Annotated in this window: 17 protein-coding genes; 10 read left to right on the top strand and 7 right to left on the bottom strand. The window is 29.9% G+C overall.

Going from position 1 to position 16,188, the window contains the following annotated elements:
• Nucleotide 1 precedes the first annotated feature (1 nt).
• The 4 genes from ACH5TX_RS11630 (at nucleotide 2) to ACH5TX_RS11645 (ending at nucleotide 3,413) form a co-directional block, all read left to right on the top strand.
• Nucleotides 2-1,069, top strand: a complete 1,068-nt coding sequence (locus tag ACH5TX_RS11630) for an AAA family ATPase (RefSeq protein ID WP_439339668.1) — start codon at nucleotides 2-4, stop codon at nucleotides 1,067-1,069.
• Between the two features lie 71 nt (nucleotides 1,070-1,140).
• Nucleotides 1,141-1,503, top strand: coding sequence for a DUF805 domain-containing protein (locus tag ACH5TX_RS11635; protein WP_439339669.1), 363 nt, complete (start codon nucleotides 1,141-1,143; stop codon nucleotides 1,501-1,503).
• Between the two features lies 1 nt (nucleotide 1,504).
• Nucleotides 1,505-2,041 (top strand): YcxB family protein, encoded by a 537-nt coding sequence (locus ACH5TX_RS11640; RefSeq protein WP_439339670.1) that lies wholly within the window; start codon nucleotides 1,505-1,507, stop codon nucleotides 2,039-2,041.
• Nucleotides 2,042-2,081: 40 nt separating this feature from the next.
• Nucleotides 2,082-3,413 (top strand): DUF58 domain-containing protein, encoded by a 1,332-nt coding sequence (locus ACH5TX_RS11645; RefSeq protein ID WP_439339671.1) that lies wholly within the window; start codon nucleotides 2,082-2,084, stop codon nucleotides 3,411-3,413.
• A 24-nt stretch (nucleotides 3,414-3,437) separates the two neighbouring features.
• On the opposite strand, the gene ACH5TX_RS11650 is transcribed toward ACH5TX_RS11645, so the two are convergent.
• The 3 genes from ACH5TX_RS11650 to ACH5TX_RS11660 form a co-directional block, all read right to left on the bottom strand.
• A complete protein-coding gene (locus tag ACH5TX_RS11650; RefSeq protein WP_439339672.1) occupies nucleotides 3,438-4,601 on the bottom strand; it encodes a PepSY-associated TM helix domain-containing protein in 1,164 nt (387 codons plus the stop codon).
• A gap of 15 nt (nucleotides 4,602-4,616) precedes the next feature.
• Nucleotides 4,617-5,663 carry an alpha/beta hydrolase gene (locus ACH5TX_RS11655; RefSeq protein WP_439339673.1) on the bottom strand — a complete coding sequence of 349 codons (1,047 nt, stop codon included), beginning with the start codon at nucleotides 5,661-5,663 and terminating at the stop codon, nucleotides 4,617-4,619.
• An 80-nt stretch (nucleotides 5,664-5,743) separates the two neighbouring features.
• Nucleotides 5,744-8,125, bottom strand: a complete 2,382-nt coding sequence (locus tag ACH5TX_RS11660) for a TonB-dependent receptor domain-containing protein (RefSeq protein WP_439339674.1) — start codon at nucleotides 8,123-8,125, stop codon at nucleotides 5,744-5,746.
• Between the two features lie 113 nt (nucleotides 8,126-8,238).
• Here ACH5TX_RS11660 and ACH5TX_RS11665 point away from each other — a divergent pair, with 113 nt between their 5' ends.
• Entirely contained in the window at nucleotides 8,239-9,219 is a 981-nt protein-coding gene (locus tag ACH5TX_RS11665; protein WP_439339675.1) for a helix-turn-helix domain-containing protein, read from the top strand.
• A gap of 85 nt (nucleotides 9,220-9,304) precedes the next feature.
• Here the strand turns inward: ACH5TX_RS11665 and ACH5TX_RS11670 are convergent, their stop codons facing one another.
• On the bottom strand, nucleotides 9,305-9,784 hold the full coding sequence (locus ACH5TX_RS11670; RefSeq protein ID WP_439339676.1) for a Dps family protein: 480 nt from the start codon (nucleotides 9,782-9,784) through the stop codon (nucleotides 9,305-9,307).
• Between the two features lie 104 nt (nucleotides 9,785-9,888).
• On the opposite strand from ACH5TX_RS11670, the gene ACH5TX_RS11675 reads away from it, so the two are divergent.
• Nucleotides 9,889-10,830, top strand: coding sequence for a LysR substrate-binding domain-containing protein (locus ACH5TX_RS11675; protein ID WP_439339677.1), 942 nt, complete (start codon nucleotides 9,889-9,891; stop codon nucleotides 10,828-10,830).
• Nucleotides 10,831-10,865: 35 nt separating this feature from the next.
• On the opposite strand, the gene ACH5TX_RS11680 is transcribed toward ACH5TX_RS11675, so the two are convergent.
• The 3 genes from ACH5TX_RS11680 to ACH5TX_RS11690 form a co-directional block, all read right to left on the bottom strand.
• The gene (locus tag ACH5TX_RS11680) at nucleotides 10,866-11,063 is read right to left on the bottom strand and encodes a hypothetical protein (RefSeq protein ID WP_439339678.1); all 198 of its coding nucleotides are present in this window, start codon (nucleotides 11,061-11,063) and stop codon (nucleotides 10,866-10,868) included.
• A 121-nt stretch (nucleotides 11,064-11,184) separates the two neighbouring features.
• Nucleotides 11,185-11,985 carry a TIGR00266 family protein gene (locus ACH5TX_RS11685; protein WP_439339679.1) on the bottom strand — a complete coding sequence of 267 codons (801 nt, stop codon included), beginning with the start codon at nucleotides 11,983-11,985 and terminating at the stop codon, nucleotides 11,185-11,187.
• Between the two features lie 372 nt (nucleotides 11,986-12,357).
• Nucleotides 12,358-12,819 carry a DUF4442 domain-containing protein gene (locus tag ACH5TX_RS11690; protein WP_439339680.1) on the bottom strand — a complete coding sequence of 154 codons (462 nt, stop codon included), beginning with the start codon at nucleotides 12,817-12,819 and terminating at the stop codon, nucleotides 12,358-12,360.
• 143 nt (nucleotides 12,820-12,962) lie between these two features.
• Between ACH5TX_RS11690 and ACH5TX_RS11695 the strand changes: the two genes are divergently transcribed.
• The 4 genes from ACH5TX_RS11695 to ACH5TX_RS11710 all read left to right on the top strand — a co-directional run bounded on the left by ACH5TX_RS11695 (nucleotide 12,963) and on the right by ACH5TX_RS11710 (nucleotide 16,185).
• Nucleotides 12,963-13,352 (top strand): hypothetical protein, encoded by a 390-nt coding sequence (locus tag ACH5TX_RS11695; RefSeq protein WP_439339681.1) that lies wholly within the window; start codon nucleotides 12,963-12,965, stop codon nucleotides 13,350-13,352.
• A 5-nt stretch (nucleotides 13,353-13,357) separates the two neighbouring features.
• Nucleotides 13,358-13,804 carry a DUF4870 domain-containing protein gene (locus ACH5TX_RS11700; RefSeq protein WP_439339682.1) on the top strand — a complete coding sequence of 149 codons (447 nt, stop codon included), beginning with the start codon at nucleotides 13,358-13,360 and terminating at the stop codon, nucleotides 13,802-13,804.
• Between the two features lie 207 nt (nucleotides 13,805-14,011).
• Nucleotides 14,012-14,353, top strand: a complete 342-nt coding sequence (locus ACH5TX_RS11705; RefSeq protein WP_439337234.1) for a PadR family transcriptional regulator — start codon at nucleotides 14,012-14,014, stop codon at nucleotides 14,351-14,353.
• On the top strand, nucleotides 14,350-16,185 hold the full coding sequence (locus ACH5TX_RS11710; RefSeq protein ID WP_439339683.1) for a PspC domain-containing protein: 1,836 nt from the start codon (nucleotides 14,350-14,352) through the stop codon (nucleotides 16,183-16,185). The genes ACH5TX_RS11705 and ACH5TX_RS11710 overlap by 4 nt, the downstream gene beginning before the upstream one ends.
• Nucleotides 16,186-16,188: the final 3 nt, after the last annotated feature.

Here is a 16,188-nt window from a genome sequence, read left to right on the forward strand (position 1 = left end):
TATGGACGAAAATAAAGAACCACAAAACCAACCTGATGCAACACCAAAAGCCAATGTTGTAGACTCTATTGATAGTAGCGCATTAGAAGACACTAATAATTTACAATTTGAAAACCGGTTGGATTTATCTGAACTTCAACAAAGTGTTCAAAAAATAAAAGACGAAGTTGGTAAAGTTATCGTAGGTCAGAAAGACATGGTAGACATGCTAATTGCATCGCTTTTAGCAAAAGGACATGCCTTAATTGAAGGTGTTCCTGGAGTTGCAAAAACTGTGACGGCAAAATTATTGGCCAAGTCTTTAAGTGTAGGGTTTAGTCGTATTCAATTTACACCAGATTTAATGCCGAGTGATATTTTAGGAACCTCTGTTTTTAACTTAAAAGACTCTGAATTCGAATTTAAAAAAGGGCCTATTTTCTCTAATATGATTCTTATTGATGAAATTAACCGAGCGCCTGCCAAAACACAAGCAGCCTTGTTTGAAGTTATGGAAGAACAGCAAATAACTATTGATGGGCACCAATATAAACTTAATGCGCCTTTTATAGTATTAGCAACCCAAAACCCCATAGAACAAGAAGGCACTTACCGTTTACCAGAAGCTCAATTAGACAGGTTCCTGTTTAAAATAGATGTAGATTATCCTAATTTAGAAGAAGAAATTGAAATCATTTCTAGAGAACATGCTCTAAAAGAAAAAGTAAAAACAGACGAAATCACTTCCTTTTTAACAGGAGAACAAGTTGTTAATTATCAAAATTTAGTAAATCAGATTTTAGTAGAACAGCATTTACTTAAATACATTGCAGAACTTATTGTAGCGACTCGTAATAATCAGTTTTTATATTTAGGAGCATCGCCAAGAGCCTCTATTGCCATACTAAAATCTAGTAAAGCTTTTGCAGCCATGAGCGGACGCGATTTTGTAACACCTGAAGATATAAAACGTGCCGCTATTCCTGTATTACACCATAGAGTTATTGTAACGCCAGAACGTGAAATGGAAGGTGTTACGAGTAAACAAATTATCAAACAAATTATTGAAACGGTAGAGATACCAAGGTAAGTTTCAGTTGGCTGTATGCTATCGTAGTTTACAATAAATCATTATATATCATTTTAACAAATAAAAAAAACATGTTTAAAAACCCATTTTCATTTAAAGGAAGAATTAGAAGAACCGAATACGGACTAAGTTATTTAATATACGCAATATTTACTTCAATAATTAATGGCATAGCAGAATCAATAGAAAACGGCTTTGGAATTGTTATTATATTAATCCTTTTAATACCAATGTTATGGTTTTTATGGGCTCAAGGAGCAAAACGCTGCCATGACAGAGGAAATAGTGGTTGGTATCAAATCATTCCTTTTTATGCCCTTTGGATGCTTTTTGCTAATAGTGAAGTAGGACCTAATGAATATGGAGACAATCCTAAAGGTATTGGTAATGGTAGTGAAATTGATGACATAGGAAAAGCTATTGAAAACGAGTAGTATGAAATTAGAATATTCTTTAACAAACGATGATTTTTTAGAGCATCAACTTTACGAAGCTTCTAAATCAAAACGTATCAAAAGGAAAAGGTTTAAAATGAGAATAATAAATCCTGTTCTTTTTTTAACCTTTGGAATATTTTCATATTTATCAGACAATAGACTTCTGTTTCCTTTAATAATGTTAGTGTTTGCCGTTTTATGGTTTTTTTTCTACCCTATTAGAGCAAAAAAAACACATATAAAGCATTATAAAAATCACATTAAAGATCATTATAAAAACAGAATAAATAAGTTAGTAAAATTAGAATTCAATGAAAATTACATTCACATGTATGATGATACAAGTGAAAGTAAAATTAAGACTTCAGAAATAAAATCATTAATAGAATTAAAAAATCATTTCTTTTTAAAACTCAACACAGATATATCTTTAATTATCCCTAAAAAAATTATCGAAAATATAAATGATTTTAAAGAAGAAATATCTGAACTAAAAACCCCTATAATTGACGAATTAAATTGGACTTTTAAATAAACAAATCAACACCTAAACAAAAAACTAATAAACAGCAATAATGAAATTCTTTAAACCATTCTACATACAACCTCGTTTTTTCTATGCTGGTATTGGCATTGTGGTTTTGTTTGCTTTAAGTTATTTCATTCCTATATTATTTAATGTTGCACAACTTTCTATTTTAGTTTTAATTCTACTTTTTGTTTTAGATTTTCTAATGATATTCATAGGAAAAAATAAAATTGAGGCCTCTAGAATTTTACCTGATAAATTTTCTAATGGCGATAAAAATCAAATAGAATTAAACATTAGAAACAACTACCCTATTTTAATTCATGTAGAAGTTATTGATGAAGTACCCGAGCAATTTCAAATTCGTGACTTTAAAATTAAAGAATCTATTGTTCCTCGTAAAACACGGTCTATTAAATACGATTTAAAACCTAGCGAACGTGGCGAATATCACTTTGGAAACTTAAATATTTACGCTTGTTCTATTTTAAATTTAGTTGCTAAACGCTTTACATTTAACCATGGAGCTATGGTGCCAACATACCCAAGTTTTAAACAGTTAAAAAAGTTTGAACTTTTAAATATTAATCAGAATTCCTTAGAATACGGACTTAAAAAAGTACGCCGTTTAGGGCATTCTATGGAATTTGAGCAAATAAAAGATTATGTTTTAGGCGACGACTTACGTACCATAAACTGGAAAGCTACGGCAAAGCGCAACCAATTAATGGTGAATCAATTTCAAGATGAAAAATCGCAACCTGTTTATTCTATTATAGACAAAGGGCGTATAATGAAAATGCCTTTTGATGGATTAAGCCTTTTAGATTACGCTATTAATGCCACATTAGTAATTAGTAATATTGTATTAAAAAAGCACGATAAAGCAGGCATGTTTTCTTTTTCTAAACGTATTGATAATATTGTTGTAGCCGAAAGAAGAAGCTCGCAAATGCAATTGATTCTAGAATCACTATATAATGTGAAAACCGATTTTTTTGAAAGTGATTTTAGTCGGTTATATGCTAGTATAAAAAGGCATATCACACACAGAAGTCTTATTTTAATGTACACTAATTTTGAAACATTAGACGGGTTAAACAGGCAACTTCCCTTTTTAAAAGCTATTTCTAAGAGTCATTTATTAGTTGTTATATTCTTTAAAAACACCGAATTAGATATACTAATTAAAAACAAAGCTGAAACTGTACAGCAGGTTTACGACAAAGTGATTGCCGAAAAATTTGATTTTGAAAAACGACTAATAGTCAACGAACTTAAAAAATATGGCATCTATTCTATACTAACTACTCCTGAAAACCTTACGGTAGATACCATTAATAAATATCTAGAAATTAAGGCTAGAGGTTTATTATAAACTATTGTCTGTTTGTTTTTAGGCTTATTTTTGCTTGTTTTTCTTCATCTTATTAATCCAAATAAGCGTACCTGTAACAGGCAAGGACGTTGCAATTAAACAACAAATAAAATAGATGATTTTTGTTATTAATCCTGCAAAATTACCAACATGAATACCTCTAATTAATCCTGCTATTTTAGATCCAAATTTTTCGTCTTGAAATAACGTCTTAGAAATTAATGCATTGGTGTACGGATTAAACTGAAGTTTATCTGCCGCATTATAAGCTAAAAGCGAACCATCGATTTTACGAATCATTACACTTTTATTCGATGATAAAGGTAATGTTACTCGAGTCGCAAAATTTGGATAATCCAATATACTATCTGTTTTTTGTAACAGTCTTGATAAATTTAATATTGCTTTATCTGAAACACTGCTAGGAACTGGTTTTACCATAACTGTTTTATCAAACCTTGATTTCCCTAACTTATCGCCCAATATTTTTTCTAGTCCATCATAATACCAAGTAAACGACCACAACAAACCAGTTAAACTCATTAAAAGCAATGGGAATAGCGCATAAAAACCTAAAGTATTATGAATATCATAGTTTACTCGTTTCCAACTAGCTTTGGTTTTAATACTAAAACCTTGTTTCCAAACCTTCCATTTTTTAAATTGTTTTAGCTTTTTAGGAAACCATAAAATAAGACCAGAAAGACATAGAAACACAAAAATGATTGTGCATACACCTACAATGGGCCTACCTATCTTTTTATCTAGTAATAGAAAACGATGCAATTGTTCTATGCTATGAAGAAAATCATTTGTCTTCCCTTTGGAGCTAACTTCCTTTCCTGTATATGGATTTACATAAACGAAGCGACCACGTGTACGTTTTTTACTTTCTAATTCTGCTTTAGTTACTACAGTAAACCTAGGGTTTTTATTTTCTTCACCATAAAAAATAAACTCTTTAACAATAACATTATTACTTTCAATAGAATTTATGATGGTTTCAAAAGACTTGACGCTTCCTTCTTTTTCAGAATAATACAAATCTTTATTACTCCATGAAGAAATTTCTGTTTCAAAAGCTAAAATAGTCCCTGTTAAACACACAATAAATAACACGATACCGCTACCTATTCCTAACCAAAGATGTAAATCGTTTATTAGTTTTCTGAAAGTGTACTTTTTCATATTATAAATGGAAGTTTATTTTAATTTATTCTCTAAATACACATTATTAGGATATAATGTTTTATTGAAGTTATGAAGTATTTCTGCGTTTTCTTTTTGTCCTCGTTTTAAAGATAGATCTACTACTTTATCAAGGTATGCACATTGTGGCTTAAAGTCATAACCCAAACTATTCGATAGGTTTTCATATTGTTTTTGTAACAATGAAGGGTTTTTAATAAGCGCTTTTACATCAATTCTAAAACCACTAAAAACAGAACGAAATGCATCTATTAAAGAAGGTAAAACAACACTACCATGATCTTCGTTTTCATAAGATTCTACATGATAATTCAAATTCTTAGGAGCTGTTATCTCCATCAATTTTAAAGCTTCTTTTTTAGCTTCAAAATGCACATAATGCTGCTTACTTGGGTTCTTTTGGTTTTTTATTGAATTAGCGCTTGCCAAAAACAAGGTATTCCCTTTAAAATTAGTTGTTTTTATAACACCATCTAGCTCTTTAACAAGTACTTTATTATCCCACCATAAACTAGGATCTATAGCTACATAAGCATTAAAAGATTTTGGTTTTTTAAATAACGTATTTAAAGCAAAGAGCCCTCCAAAGGAATGACCTACAAGAATTTTATAATCTAATACTCTGTAGTTACTATTAATTTCAGGAATTAATTCTTGACTTATAAAAGCTTGAAAAGTATCTGCTCCACCAGATTTGTACGGCAAACTGCTAACATGTGTAGGTGTTAAATCTCTAGACCTTTCTGTATTTTTAATAGCTATAAGAATACATTCTGGCATTTGTGGATAATATCCATTAGATAGATTCTTTAATATACCAGATGTGACATGAAAATATTTTTCTCCATCTAATAAATATATTACTGGGTAATGCTGATCTTTATATTTTTCATCAGAATAATGTTCTGGTAAATACACCAAATATTCTCTTTCTTCTTTTAAAGCTTTAGATTGAATCGTTTTTACCTCTCCAATTTCAATTTTTTGTGCTTGAGAAGTCAAAGCAAACAAGCATAGTATATAAATAATTATATTTCGCATAACTGCTAAAAGTTTAAAACAGAAAAGAGAACGTATTATATTATTAACGTTCTCCTTTCTTATTATTTTTATAATAAAAGCTAAAAGATGCTATAAGCTAAACCTACTCTAAAACTTAAAGGTTTTTGAGGAATTCCGTAACCATTATAATATTCTTTATCAAAAATATTATCGGCCTTGAAACTAATTTTATACTTGTCTTTTTTATAAAAAACAGTTCCGTCTATTGTTGTAAAAGCATCAGAACCAAAGTTATTTGCTGTACTATTATAAATTTCACTAATATGATTGGCACCAATACCAAAACCTAATCCACTTGCTTCTCCTTTTAAAACTTGATAACTCAACCAAAAATTCCAAACAGTTTCTGGAGTATATGCTAAACTATTACCAACAGTATTTTCGCTTCCTACACTAACTTTTTCTAAGGTTGCATTGTTTTTTGTGTAACCTGCAACAATATTTAATCCAGGTAAAGGGTTGGCTATAATATCTAGTTCAAAACCTTTACTTAGCGTTTCTCCTTCTTGAACATTAATTCCATTTTCATTTGTAATAATATCATTATCTATAGTAATGTTGTAGTAGCTAATGGTACTTTTAAGTTTCCCGTTAAAAAAGTTTAATTTTGTTCCTACTTCCCATTGTTTAGCACGTTCTGCATCCCATTTAATAATCTCTCCATTACCATTATCTGAAGGCGCATTATTTGATAATCCATCCATGTAATTAACAAATAATGATGCTTTATCATTAAAAGGATTATAAGAAAGCCCTAATTTAGTACTTAATGCATTTTGATTATATCCGTTACTTAATTCTGCTCCATTACTTATAGTATTTTTATTCATGAAACGATCAAACCTAAGTCCAGCTGCTAGTGTAATTTTATCATTTAAAGTAATAGCATCAAAAGCGTAAAATCCTAAAGATTCAGATTTAGATATTGTCTTATTTTTTGGATTACCTGCTATATTTGCTTCAAACTGTTCGTTTGTTAAGCCTAATATTACTGGATTATTTACATCAACATCATCTATTACATTCCAAACACCTGTACGTTGTGTATCATCGTAATAATTTAAATAACTAACACCAGTAACTAATTTATTATCAATTTTATCACCTTCAACTATATTTAAAAAATCTTGCTGTAAATGTGTGTTTCCAGATTCTCTTGGATCTAATTGAAGATATCGTCTCCCTACAGTATTTTCATCAACTATTAATACACGTAAATAATTAGCATCGGTAAACAAATTTGCTGAAGTAAAAGTAGTTTTAGATTCCCATGTATTAGATATTTTGTAATCTAAAACAGTTTGTAAAACAGTAGAAGAAAAATAGCCTGCCATTTCATTAGTACCATAATTAGTGTTAAAATCCCAATTAAGGTCATCCCAACTATTAACATCATCTGATATTAATGAACCTGATACGCCTCTAGCAAAATTTAAATTACGCTTACTTTGATTGTATTCTAAATTAGCTTTTACCGTTAATTTATCTGATAAATTAATAGTTAACGATGGTGCAACCATAAACTCTCTAATAATGCCTTGATCTTGGAAACTATTTTCAGAATTGTATGCGCCATTTAATCTAAAGAAGACATTCTCATTTTCATTAACCACGGTATTATAATCTAAAGTTGTTCTATTTTGTTCCCAACTTCCTGTTATAAATTCTACATCTAATTTTTCTCCATTAAATGCCTGTTTAGTAACTTTATTTACAATGCCTCCAAAATTTGCAACGTTATTAACATTGGCGCCATAATATAAAGAACCAGGGCCTTTTATAACTTCTATACTTTCTATATTTTGAGGATCGACAGGGCCTTTTACCCATGCAATACCACCATTTCTAATATGTACATCTGATCTAAAGCCTCTTAAATACACACTAACATTTCCATCGTTAGTTTGTACATAACCACCTCCAGTTATACTTTTAAATGCAGATGGTAAATCTGTAGTAATTTGTTCACTCAGCAATGCACTTGTAACAACAGAATACGATTGTGGATTATTTATATTCTTTAAAGGCATTCTTGCTACATAATTTGATTCTTTTTGAGCAAATTGATTTAAACGCTGTGCTACAATAACTGTTTCTTGTAATTCTTCTGCGCTTACATTTAAAATAACATTAGCCATTTTAGTAACAACATCTTTTTCTACTAAAATTTTAACCGATTTTGTTTCTAAACCTAGAAGAGAAAATGTTAATATTTGATTTCCTTCACTAATATTATTTATTTGATAATAACCATTTTCATCTGTAATGGTTCCTGTATTAGTGTTTTCTACACGCACATTAACATAAGCGGCAACTCCATTATCATTTGTAAAAACTTTACCTTCTACACGCCCTTTATTTTGAGAAAACGTATACTGAAATGTAAAAATCACTAATAATAAAAGTATATTTTTACTATTAAAAAAATGGGATGATTTCATTTTATTCTTATTTAGACTAATTATTAATAATATTGTATTTTTGTGCAAATATAGTTAAGCATATACAGTAATTTATACCGTAAAAAGTTTTTTAAACAACGCAAAAGGAAGAAATGAGAACTATACTTAAAAGTGATATTTTTGAGAACAATATTTTAGTTAAAACACACACAAAAGATTTTGAAACTAAAGTATTTGAAGAAAACAAGATTAGTGTTGACAAAGAATTTGCAAAAGGCACTATAACAGAAATAAAATTAAATGGTGTTCGAATTAATATTAAGGATATTAAAACTAAAAAACATACAATTTCTGTACAACATGATTTTCCTTTTTTTAAACTACAATTTGAAATTGAAGGTTCAAGCCAATATAAACCATTAAACAAATTATCAAAAGAAGTCTATATTCCTAACAAGCATTATAATCTATTCTATCTGCCCGAAGTTAATGGTATTTTAAATTATGAAACCAAATACAGAAAAACACTAGAAATACTTTTTACAGAAAACTACATAAAAAAAATAATAGGAAGTAGCTATAAAAATATATTTCACAAATTTGGTGATGCTATTACAAACAAGAAACCTTTTTTAATGTGGAAAAATAGTAAACCCATATCGCAAGTTTTACAAAATCATATTAATGACATTATTAATTGTAAATATACTAACGGCTTAAAAGGGCCTTACTTAGAAGCTAAAATAAATGAATTGTTGATTATTTTATTGGAAAAAACAAATGATATTAATCTTACTAAAACCAATCATAATTTATCAGATTACGATTATAACAACATATTAAAGATTGAAACCTATATAAAAGACAACTTAGAAAGTACGTTAACAATACCAAAATTAGCTTTAATTGCGGGAATGAACACATCCAAACTTAAACATGATTTTAAAACAGTTTATAATACAACCATTTTTAAATACATCACACAACTTAGAATGGAAAAAGCAAAACATTTAATTACAAATGAAAACTATACTATTGCTGAAGCTTCATACAAAGTAGGCTATAAACATTCACAACATTTTACTGCTGCTTTTAAAAAACTATATGGTTTTTTACCAAGTACATTAACCTAATACATTTACTTCTTTAAAGTTTACGTAACAAAAAAGGCTCTCAAAAAATAATTGAAAGCCTTCTTCATTCTTAATGTCTATATTTTTACACAGTTTCACTTAACCATGCTTTCATCATCCAAACCGTTTTTTCTTGCTCAACAATAAAATCGCCCATCATAGAATTGGTTCCTTCATCATTAGCATCACCCGATTTTTCTAAAATAATACGCTCAATTTTTAATAATGCTGTTAAAGAATCAACAATTAAACTAATTGCTTTTTCATCTTGAGAAATATTTTTTCCAATAGGTACTTGCGCATTTGCTGTATAATCTTCAAACGTATGTAAAGGTGTTTCTCCCAAAGTTAAAATACGCTCTGCTATTAAATCTACTTTCATATTCGCATCGGTATATAACTCTTCAAATTTTACATGTAAATCAAAAAAACGCTTGCCTTTAATGTTCCAATGTATCCCTCTTAAGTTTTGATAATATATTTGAAAATTAGCTAATAAATTATTCAAATCTCCAGCTAGTTCTTTGGTTTTTAAGGTATCTAAACCTATACTATTTAATGTCATAATGATCTCTTTTTTATCTAAAACAAAATTAATTTATAATTAACAGTTTAAACTATAAGTTTTATTGATAGTTTTTATATTTTTATAGTCTAAATTGATAACCCATGACAATTACACAACTATATTATGTTTTAGCTGTTGCTGAAAATCAAAATTTCACTAAAGCTGCCGAAAAATGTTTTGTTACACAACCAACATTAAGTATGCAAATTCAAAAATTAGAAGACGAATTAAGCATTCTTATTTTTGACAGAAGTAAGAAACCTATAGAATTGACTGATGTTGGTAAAAAAATTGTAACTCAGGCAAGAAACATTGTAAATGAATCCTATAGAATACAAGACATTGTAGATCAGCAAAAAGGATTTATTGGAGGTGAATTTAAACTAGGCATTATACCTACAATTATGCCTACGTTGCTTCCTATGTTTTTAAAGGCTTTTATAAAGAAACATCCTAAGGTGAAACTTAAAATTGAAGAGTTAACAACCGAAGAAATAATTACCAGAATTAAAGATGGGCATTTAGATGCTGCTATAGCTGCAACACCTTTAGAGGATGAAAACATTAAAGAACGTGTGCTTTTCTTTGAACCTTTTGTTAGTTATATTCCTAAAGGACATAGACTTCACACCAACCAAAAAATTGATGTATCAGACTTAGATATTAGCGATATGCTTCTTCTTGAAGATGGACACTGTTTTAGAGATGGTGTTATAAACTTATGTAAGGCATTCAAAAATCATGAAGACGACAAATTTCAACTTGAAAGTGGTAGTATTGAAACACTTATAAAACTTTCAAATGAAGGTTTGGGTATGACGCTGCTTCCTTATTTACATACATTAGATATAAACGATAAAGAAAAAGAGAACTTACATTATTTTAATGAACCTTCTCCCGCAAGAGAAGTTAGTATTCTTTATCATAAAAGTGAATTAAAAATGCAAATTGTAGAAGCGTTACAAGATGTTATTGCAGGTATTGTAAGAGGTGCCATTGCATTTCAGAATGTAAAAATTATTAGTCCGCTTCCCAAAAAATAGATTAAAAATAAAAAGCGACCTATTGGTCGCTTTTTTTATGGTTTCAAATAAATTAAACATTGGTTTAATTCTGGGTTTTGCAGTACTATAGATTGAATAAAAATTTTAAGCTCTTCAACCTCATAAGGTAGTAAACGTTCTACTGCCTTTTGTACTTCTTTGCAAAACAACGTAGCATCAAAACTAACTTTATTAAGTATAGTTTTAGTATACTCTAGCATTGCTCTTGCCATATTATTAAATAGATTTTGGTTAAAATTAAAAGTAGATGTTTTTTATAGGCCTTATTTTTTATTAACATCTAAATTTAGTGAAAAATTAGATTAATTCTAGATTTTAAATAAACTTTAACAGTTAAAATCGATTATCGCCATCTAACAAATCGCCTAAACCGCCTAAAACACTACCCTCTCCTTTACTGCTTCCGCCGCTTCTTGGTGCAGAAGCTAATACTCTACCAGCTAATCTGCTAAATGGTAACGATTGTATATAAACAGTACCAGGCCCTTGAAGTTTGGCGAAAAATAAACCTTCACCTCCAAATACGGTGTTTTTTATACCTCCTATAAATTCAATATCATAATCTACGGTTTGGTCGAAACCAACAATACAACCCGTATCAACTCTTAAGGTTTCTCCTGCCTGTAATTCTTTTTTTGCCATGGTGCCACCTGCATGAACAAATGCCATACCATCACCTTCCAGTTTTTGCATAATAAAGCCTTCGCCTCCAAAAAGTCCGCGTCCTAGTTTTTTAGAAAACTCGATACCAACACTTACTCCTTTTGCTGCACAAAGAAAAGCATCTTTTTGGCAGATAAACTTCCCTCCAAATTGCGCTAAATCGATAGGAATTATTTTTCCAGGATATGGAGATGCGAATGATACATTTCGTTTACCTACTAAATCATTATAAAAAGCGGTCATAAATAGACTCTCTCCTGTTAGAATTCGTTTTCCTGCTCCTAATATCTTTCCTAAAAAACCAGAATCTTTTTGAGAACCATCTCCAAAAATGGTTTCCATTTTAATGCCATCGTCCATCATCATAAAACTTCCTGCCTCGGCTACAACGCCTTCTTGCGGATCTAGTTCTATTTCTACATACTGCATTTCTTCGCCGTAAATTCTATAATCTATTTCGTGTGCTATCATTTTCTAATGTTTTTCTTGTGCTGAATTTATTTCAGCATCTTGATTCGTTTATTAGTTGACTTACTTCTAGTTTTGTTACAAATTTTTAAAAACTTTAATGAATTAATAAAATGATTTTCGCGCAAAGGCGCTAAGACTCAAAGCATAAATGTATCTCATTTTTCTGATCACTGAATACTGGTTACTGGCTACTGGTTACTGACTACTTATATCCTTTACATTATTACTCAGAGTTTTGCAGAGTTTACGCAGAGATGCACGGAGACATCATTATTTTTAATTTACACTCTGTGAATCTCTGTGAATTCTCAGTGTAACTTTGTGTTATTCATCCTTTATAATAATTAATACTTATTGCTTACTGAATACTGCCTACTGGTTACTTCTAAGCTTAACACTCCACTCGAAACTAAAAGTTGAAACAACAACACCTTCTTCATTAACGCCTACAGATTCCATCCAGATGGTTTGTCCCTCGCCTGTTTCAATTGTTTTTTTTAATGCATCATTTATTAAGTTTCCATCTTTGCAGGTAAATGTTATTCTTCCGGTTGCCTTTTTTGTGAATACCGATTTATTTGAAGTGACTAACATAGAAATTGGTTTCCCAGATTCTTGAATTTTAGCTATCATTAAAGCGCCTGTTGTAAGTTCGGCAGCCATACCTTGTACTGCCCAAAACATAGATTTGAATGGATTTTGATTTATCCATCTGTGCTTAACAGTTACTACACAAGTCTCATTATCTATAGATTTTACTCGAACACCTGTAAAATATGCTGCAGGTAACTTAATGATATTGAATGTATTGATTTTACTGGGTGTCATCTTCATGTTAGATATATTTTTATAAAAATATTGAAAATAGTTCAGACTAAATAATGTTAAAATTTTGTTAATTTTTAGTACTATGCGAAACAAAGTACCTGTTTTTAGACATATATTTGCATAGGATATTATTATATACTTTTAAAATCATGAAGAAAACCACCTTTATATTTACACTATTTGCTTTTATAATAGTTATAAATTGTTCTAAAGCAAGAGAAAATATTTCTTACATGTATAACTTAAAAGAAGCGATATCTGATAATTATGATACAGACGATATAAAAATTAATATTACTAATAAAAACGAGATTGAAGAATTAAATATATCAATAAGCGACTCAAAATTTAATAGCTACTCATCTAAAAAGAAACAGATAATAGCTAATGAAATAGGAAAGATAGCATCAAAACTTAGAGAAAATAAAATAATAACTGGAAAACTCATATTTATAGACGAATCTAATTATGGCATAGTAAAAACTAGTAAAACAGATTCTTATAAAATTAATTGTAAAAAGAGACTAATCATCAATTAAAAATCATGTTAGATAATCATCAAAAAAACATCGCCACATTTATTCATTTATCGACCTTTAGTAGGTTTATTATTCCGTTTGGAAATTTTATTGGCCCTATAATTTTGTGGACTGCTAATAAAGAAAAATCGGAATTTATAGATAACCATGGTAAACAAGCCATCAATTTTCAAATGAGTGTTTTATTGTACGCTATTATTATAGGAACACTTACTATTCCGTTTTTTATTTTTAAAATATTTAGTGGTTTGGATTTTATAGATTTTAATGGCTTTCATGATTTTCATATTAATGTTGGCAAACCGTCGCCATTACTTTATATAGGTGGTGGTTTAGGAGTTTTAGCTGTTATAGGCTTTATTTTAGAACTTGTTTTTATTGTATTAGCAAGTTTAAAAGCTAGAGATGGTGAGTATTATAAGTATCCGTTTACCATTAACTTTTTAAAGTAAGCTATGACTTTTAAAGAAAACATAAATAGCAAATGGGAGCGCGTTAGGGATTGCAGAGAAAAGCCCACAGCGAGGTACGAGCGAGGACTTGTAACGTAAAGCCCGACCCGATAGGGTAACGCTAAAAAAAGCATAAAATAAAAATTTCATCAATAATTAAATCAATCAAAAAATGAACAGTTTCACAATATTAAATCGCTTACGAACATGAAGATAGAAAACACAAAAGCGCAAATGCGAAAAGGGGTTTTAGAATTCTGCATACTCTCGGTCTTAAAAGACGATGATGCTTACGTTGCAGAAATTTTAAACACCTTAAAAGATGCCAAGTTACTTGTGGTAGAAGGTACTATTTACCCGCTACTTACAAGACTTAAAAACGCAGGACTTCTTAATTATAGATGGGAAGAATCGACCTCTGGACCACCAAGAAAATATTACGGTTTAACCGAAACGGGAAAACTATTTTTAGCAGAATTAAACACCACTTGGAGCGAATTACACAACGCAGTAACCATAGTAACAAGCCAAAAAACAACAAAGAAATGAATAAAACAGTCAACATAAATTTAGCAGGTATATTTTTTCATATAGATGAAGATGCGTACTTAAAACTACAACGCTATCTTGAGGCTATAAAACGTTCATTTACAGACTCTCAAGGGAGATCTGAAATTATAGCCGATATTGAAGCGCGTATTTCTGAACTTTTTAATGAGCGTGTAAAAAACGACAAACAAGTTATTGGAATTAAAGAGGTAGACGAAGTAATTTCTATTATGGGGCAACCAGAAGATTATTTGGTTGATGATGAGATTTTTGAAGATGAGCCACAGGCTACTTACAAAAGAAAAACATCGACGTCACCTTCTAGAAAGTTATATAGAGATACCGACAACTCTTATATTGGTGGTGTATCGGCTGGTTTAGCACATTACTTTGGTATTGACACAATTTGGATTCGTTTAGCATGGATACTTTTAATTTTTGGTGCTGGTACTGGTGTTTTACTTTATATTTTACTTTGGATTTTAGTTCCTGAAGCTAAAACAACTGCCGAAAAAATAATGATGACGGGAGATCCTGTTAACATTAGTAACATTGAAAAAAAAATTAAAGACGGATTTGAAACCGTTACTGAAACGGTAAGCGATGTTGCAAAAAATGTTACTGATTCTGTATCGGGAGCTGCAAAAAACGTTTCAGATTCGGCTAAGAATATTGATTTTACCAAGCAAGGAAATAACATAAAATCGTCTTCAAAAACATTTTTTGATACCATTGCAGATATTATTATGTTTTTCTTTAAAATGTTTGCAAAGTTTATTGGTGTATTACTTATTTTTATTGGTGCTGTTACTTTAATTGCTTTAATAATTAGCTTGTTTTCTTTAGGCGCTGTAAATGTTATACATATACCTGGAACAGATTTAGTTGATATATTTAATGCTAGCGGCACCCCTGTTTGGTTAGCGTCATTATTGCTCTTTTTTGCGGTAGGAATTCCGTTCTTTTTCTTGTTTTATTTGGGGTTGAAAATCCTTATTAACAACCTGAAGTCTATTGGAAATATTGCAAAATTTACATTATTAGGTCTGTGGCTTATGTCTATTATAGGGTTAATTGTTATAGGTATTAGAGAAGCTAGCGAGCATGCTTTTAACGAAATATATACAGAAAAAAGTGTATTACCTACCAATGTTAATGATACATTAAGGGTTAAAATGGTAAACCCTGAAAATTTAAATTTCCGTAGATACCACAATAGTTTTAAACTTGCGACTGATGAAAATGGTAATAAAACACTTTACACCGGAAATGTTGAGGTTTTTCTGAAATCGACTACAGATTCTATAGCAACTATAATGATTGAGAGAAAAGCTGATGGCAGCAATTATGAAAAAGCTATACAGCGTGCCAAAGCCATTGATTACAACTTTGAGTTAAAGAATAATGTGCTATACTTAAGTAACTTTTTAACAACAAATCCTGAAAATAAATTTAGTGATCAAGAAGTTGATATTACCTTAATATTACCAGAAAACTCCTTTGTAAATTTCGATAATAACACCGAACATAGTATTTTTTACAGAACGTATTCAGAGAATATAATGTCAAGACAACATGTAAATCATAATCTAAAAATTCTTGATAACACCATTGAATGCTTAGACTGCCCAGTTGAAAAAGAGGAAGATTTTGTAATTGAAGTAAATACACCTGAAGTAAAAATTAATGAAAATGGTATAGAAATTAATACAGACGAGAATATTTTAAAAATAAATGAAGATGGTGTTAAAGCCTCTACCGAAGAAGTTGAAGTAAATATAGGTTCTAACGGCATAAAAATAAAATCAGAGAAATTAACAACTCATCACTAAAAA

This window comes from Thalassobellus citreus, from assembly GCF_044385915.1.
GTDB lineage: Bacteria > Bacteroidota > Bacteroidia > Flavobacteriales > Flavobacteriaceae > Thalassobellus > Thalassobellus citreus.

Coding starts and splice junctions, on each gene's coding strand:
- ACH5TX_RS11630 (WP_439339668.1), top strand. CDS start 2: ATGGACGAAAATAAAGAACCACAAAACCAACCTGATGCAACACCAAAA.
- ACH5TX_RS11635 (WP_439339669.1), top strand. CDS start 1,141: ATGTTTAAAAACCCATTTTCATTTAAAGGAAGAATTAGAAGAACCGAA.
- ACH5TX_RS11640 (WP_439339670.1), top strand. CDS start 1,505: ATGAAATTAGAATATTCTTTAACAAACGATGATTTTTTAGAGCATCAA.
- ACH5TX_RS11645 (WP_439339671.1), top strand. CDS start 2,082: ATGAAATTCTTTAAACCATTCTACATACAACCTCGTTTTTTCTATGCT.
- ACH5TX_RS11650 (WP_439339672.1), bottom strand. CDS start 4,601: ATGAAAAAGTACACTTTCAGAAAACTAATAAACGATTTACATCTTTGG.
- ACH5TX_RS11655 (WP_439339673.1), bottom strand. CDS start 5,663: ATGCGAAATATAATTATTTATATACTATGCTTGTTTGCTTTGACTTCT.
- ACH5TX_RS11660 (WP_439339674.1), bottom strand. CDS start 8,125: ATGAAATCATCCCATTTTTTTAATAGTAAAAATATACTTTTATTATTA.
- ACH5TX_RS11665 (WP_439339675.1), top strand. CDS start 8,239: ATGAGAACTATACTTAAAAGTGATATTTTTGAGAACAATATTTTAGTT.
- ACH5TX_RS11670 (WP_439339676.1), bottom strand. CDS start 9,784: ATGACATTAAATAGTATAGGTTTAGATACCTTAAAAACCAAAGAACTA.
- ACH5TX_RS11675 (WP_439339677.1), top strand. CDS start 9,889: ATGACAATTACACAACTATATTATGTTTTAGCTGTTGCTGAAAATCAA.
- ACH5TX_RS11680 (WP_439339678.1), bottom strand. CDS start 11,063: ATGGCAAGAGCAATGCTAGAGTATACTAAAACTATACTTAATAAAGTT.
- ACH5TX_RS11685 (WP_439339679.1), bottom strand. CDS start 11,985: ATGATAGCACACGAAATAGATTATAGAATTTACGGCGAAGAAATGCAG.
- ACH5TX_RS11690 (WP_439339680.1), bottom strand. CDS start 12,819: ATGAAGATGACACCCAGTAAAATCAATACATTCAATATCATTAAGTTA.
- ACH5TX_RS11695 (WP_439339681.1), top strand. CDS start 12,963: ATGAAGAAAACCACCTTTATATTTACACTATTTGCTTTTATAATAGTT.
- ACH5TX_RS11700 (WP_439339682.1), top strand. CDS start 13,358: ATGTTAGATAATCATCAAAAAAACATCGCCACATTTATTCATTTATCG.
- ACH5TX_RS11705 (WP_439337234.1), top strand. CDS start 14,012: ATGAAGATAGAAAACACAAAAGCGCAAATGCGAAAAGGGGTTTTAGAA.
- ACH5TX_RS11710 (WP_439339683.1), top strand. CDS start 14,350: ATGAATAAAACAGTCAACATAAATTTAGCAGGTATATTTTTTCATATA.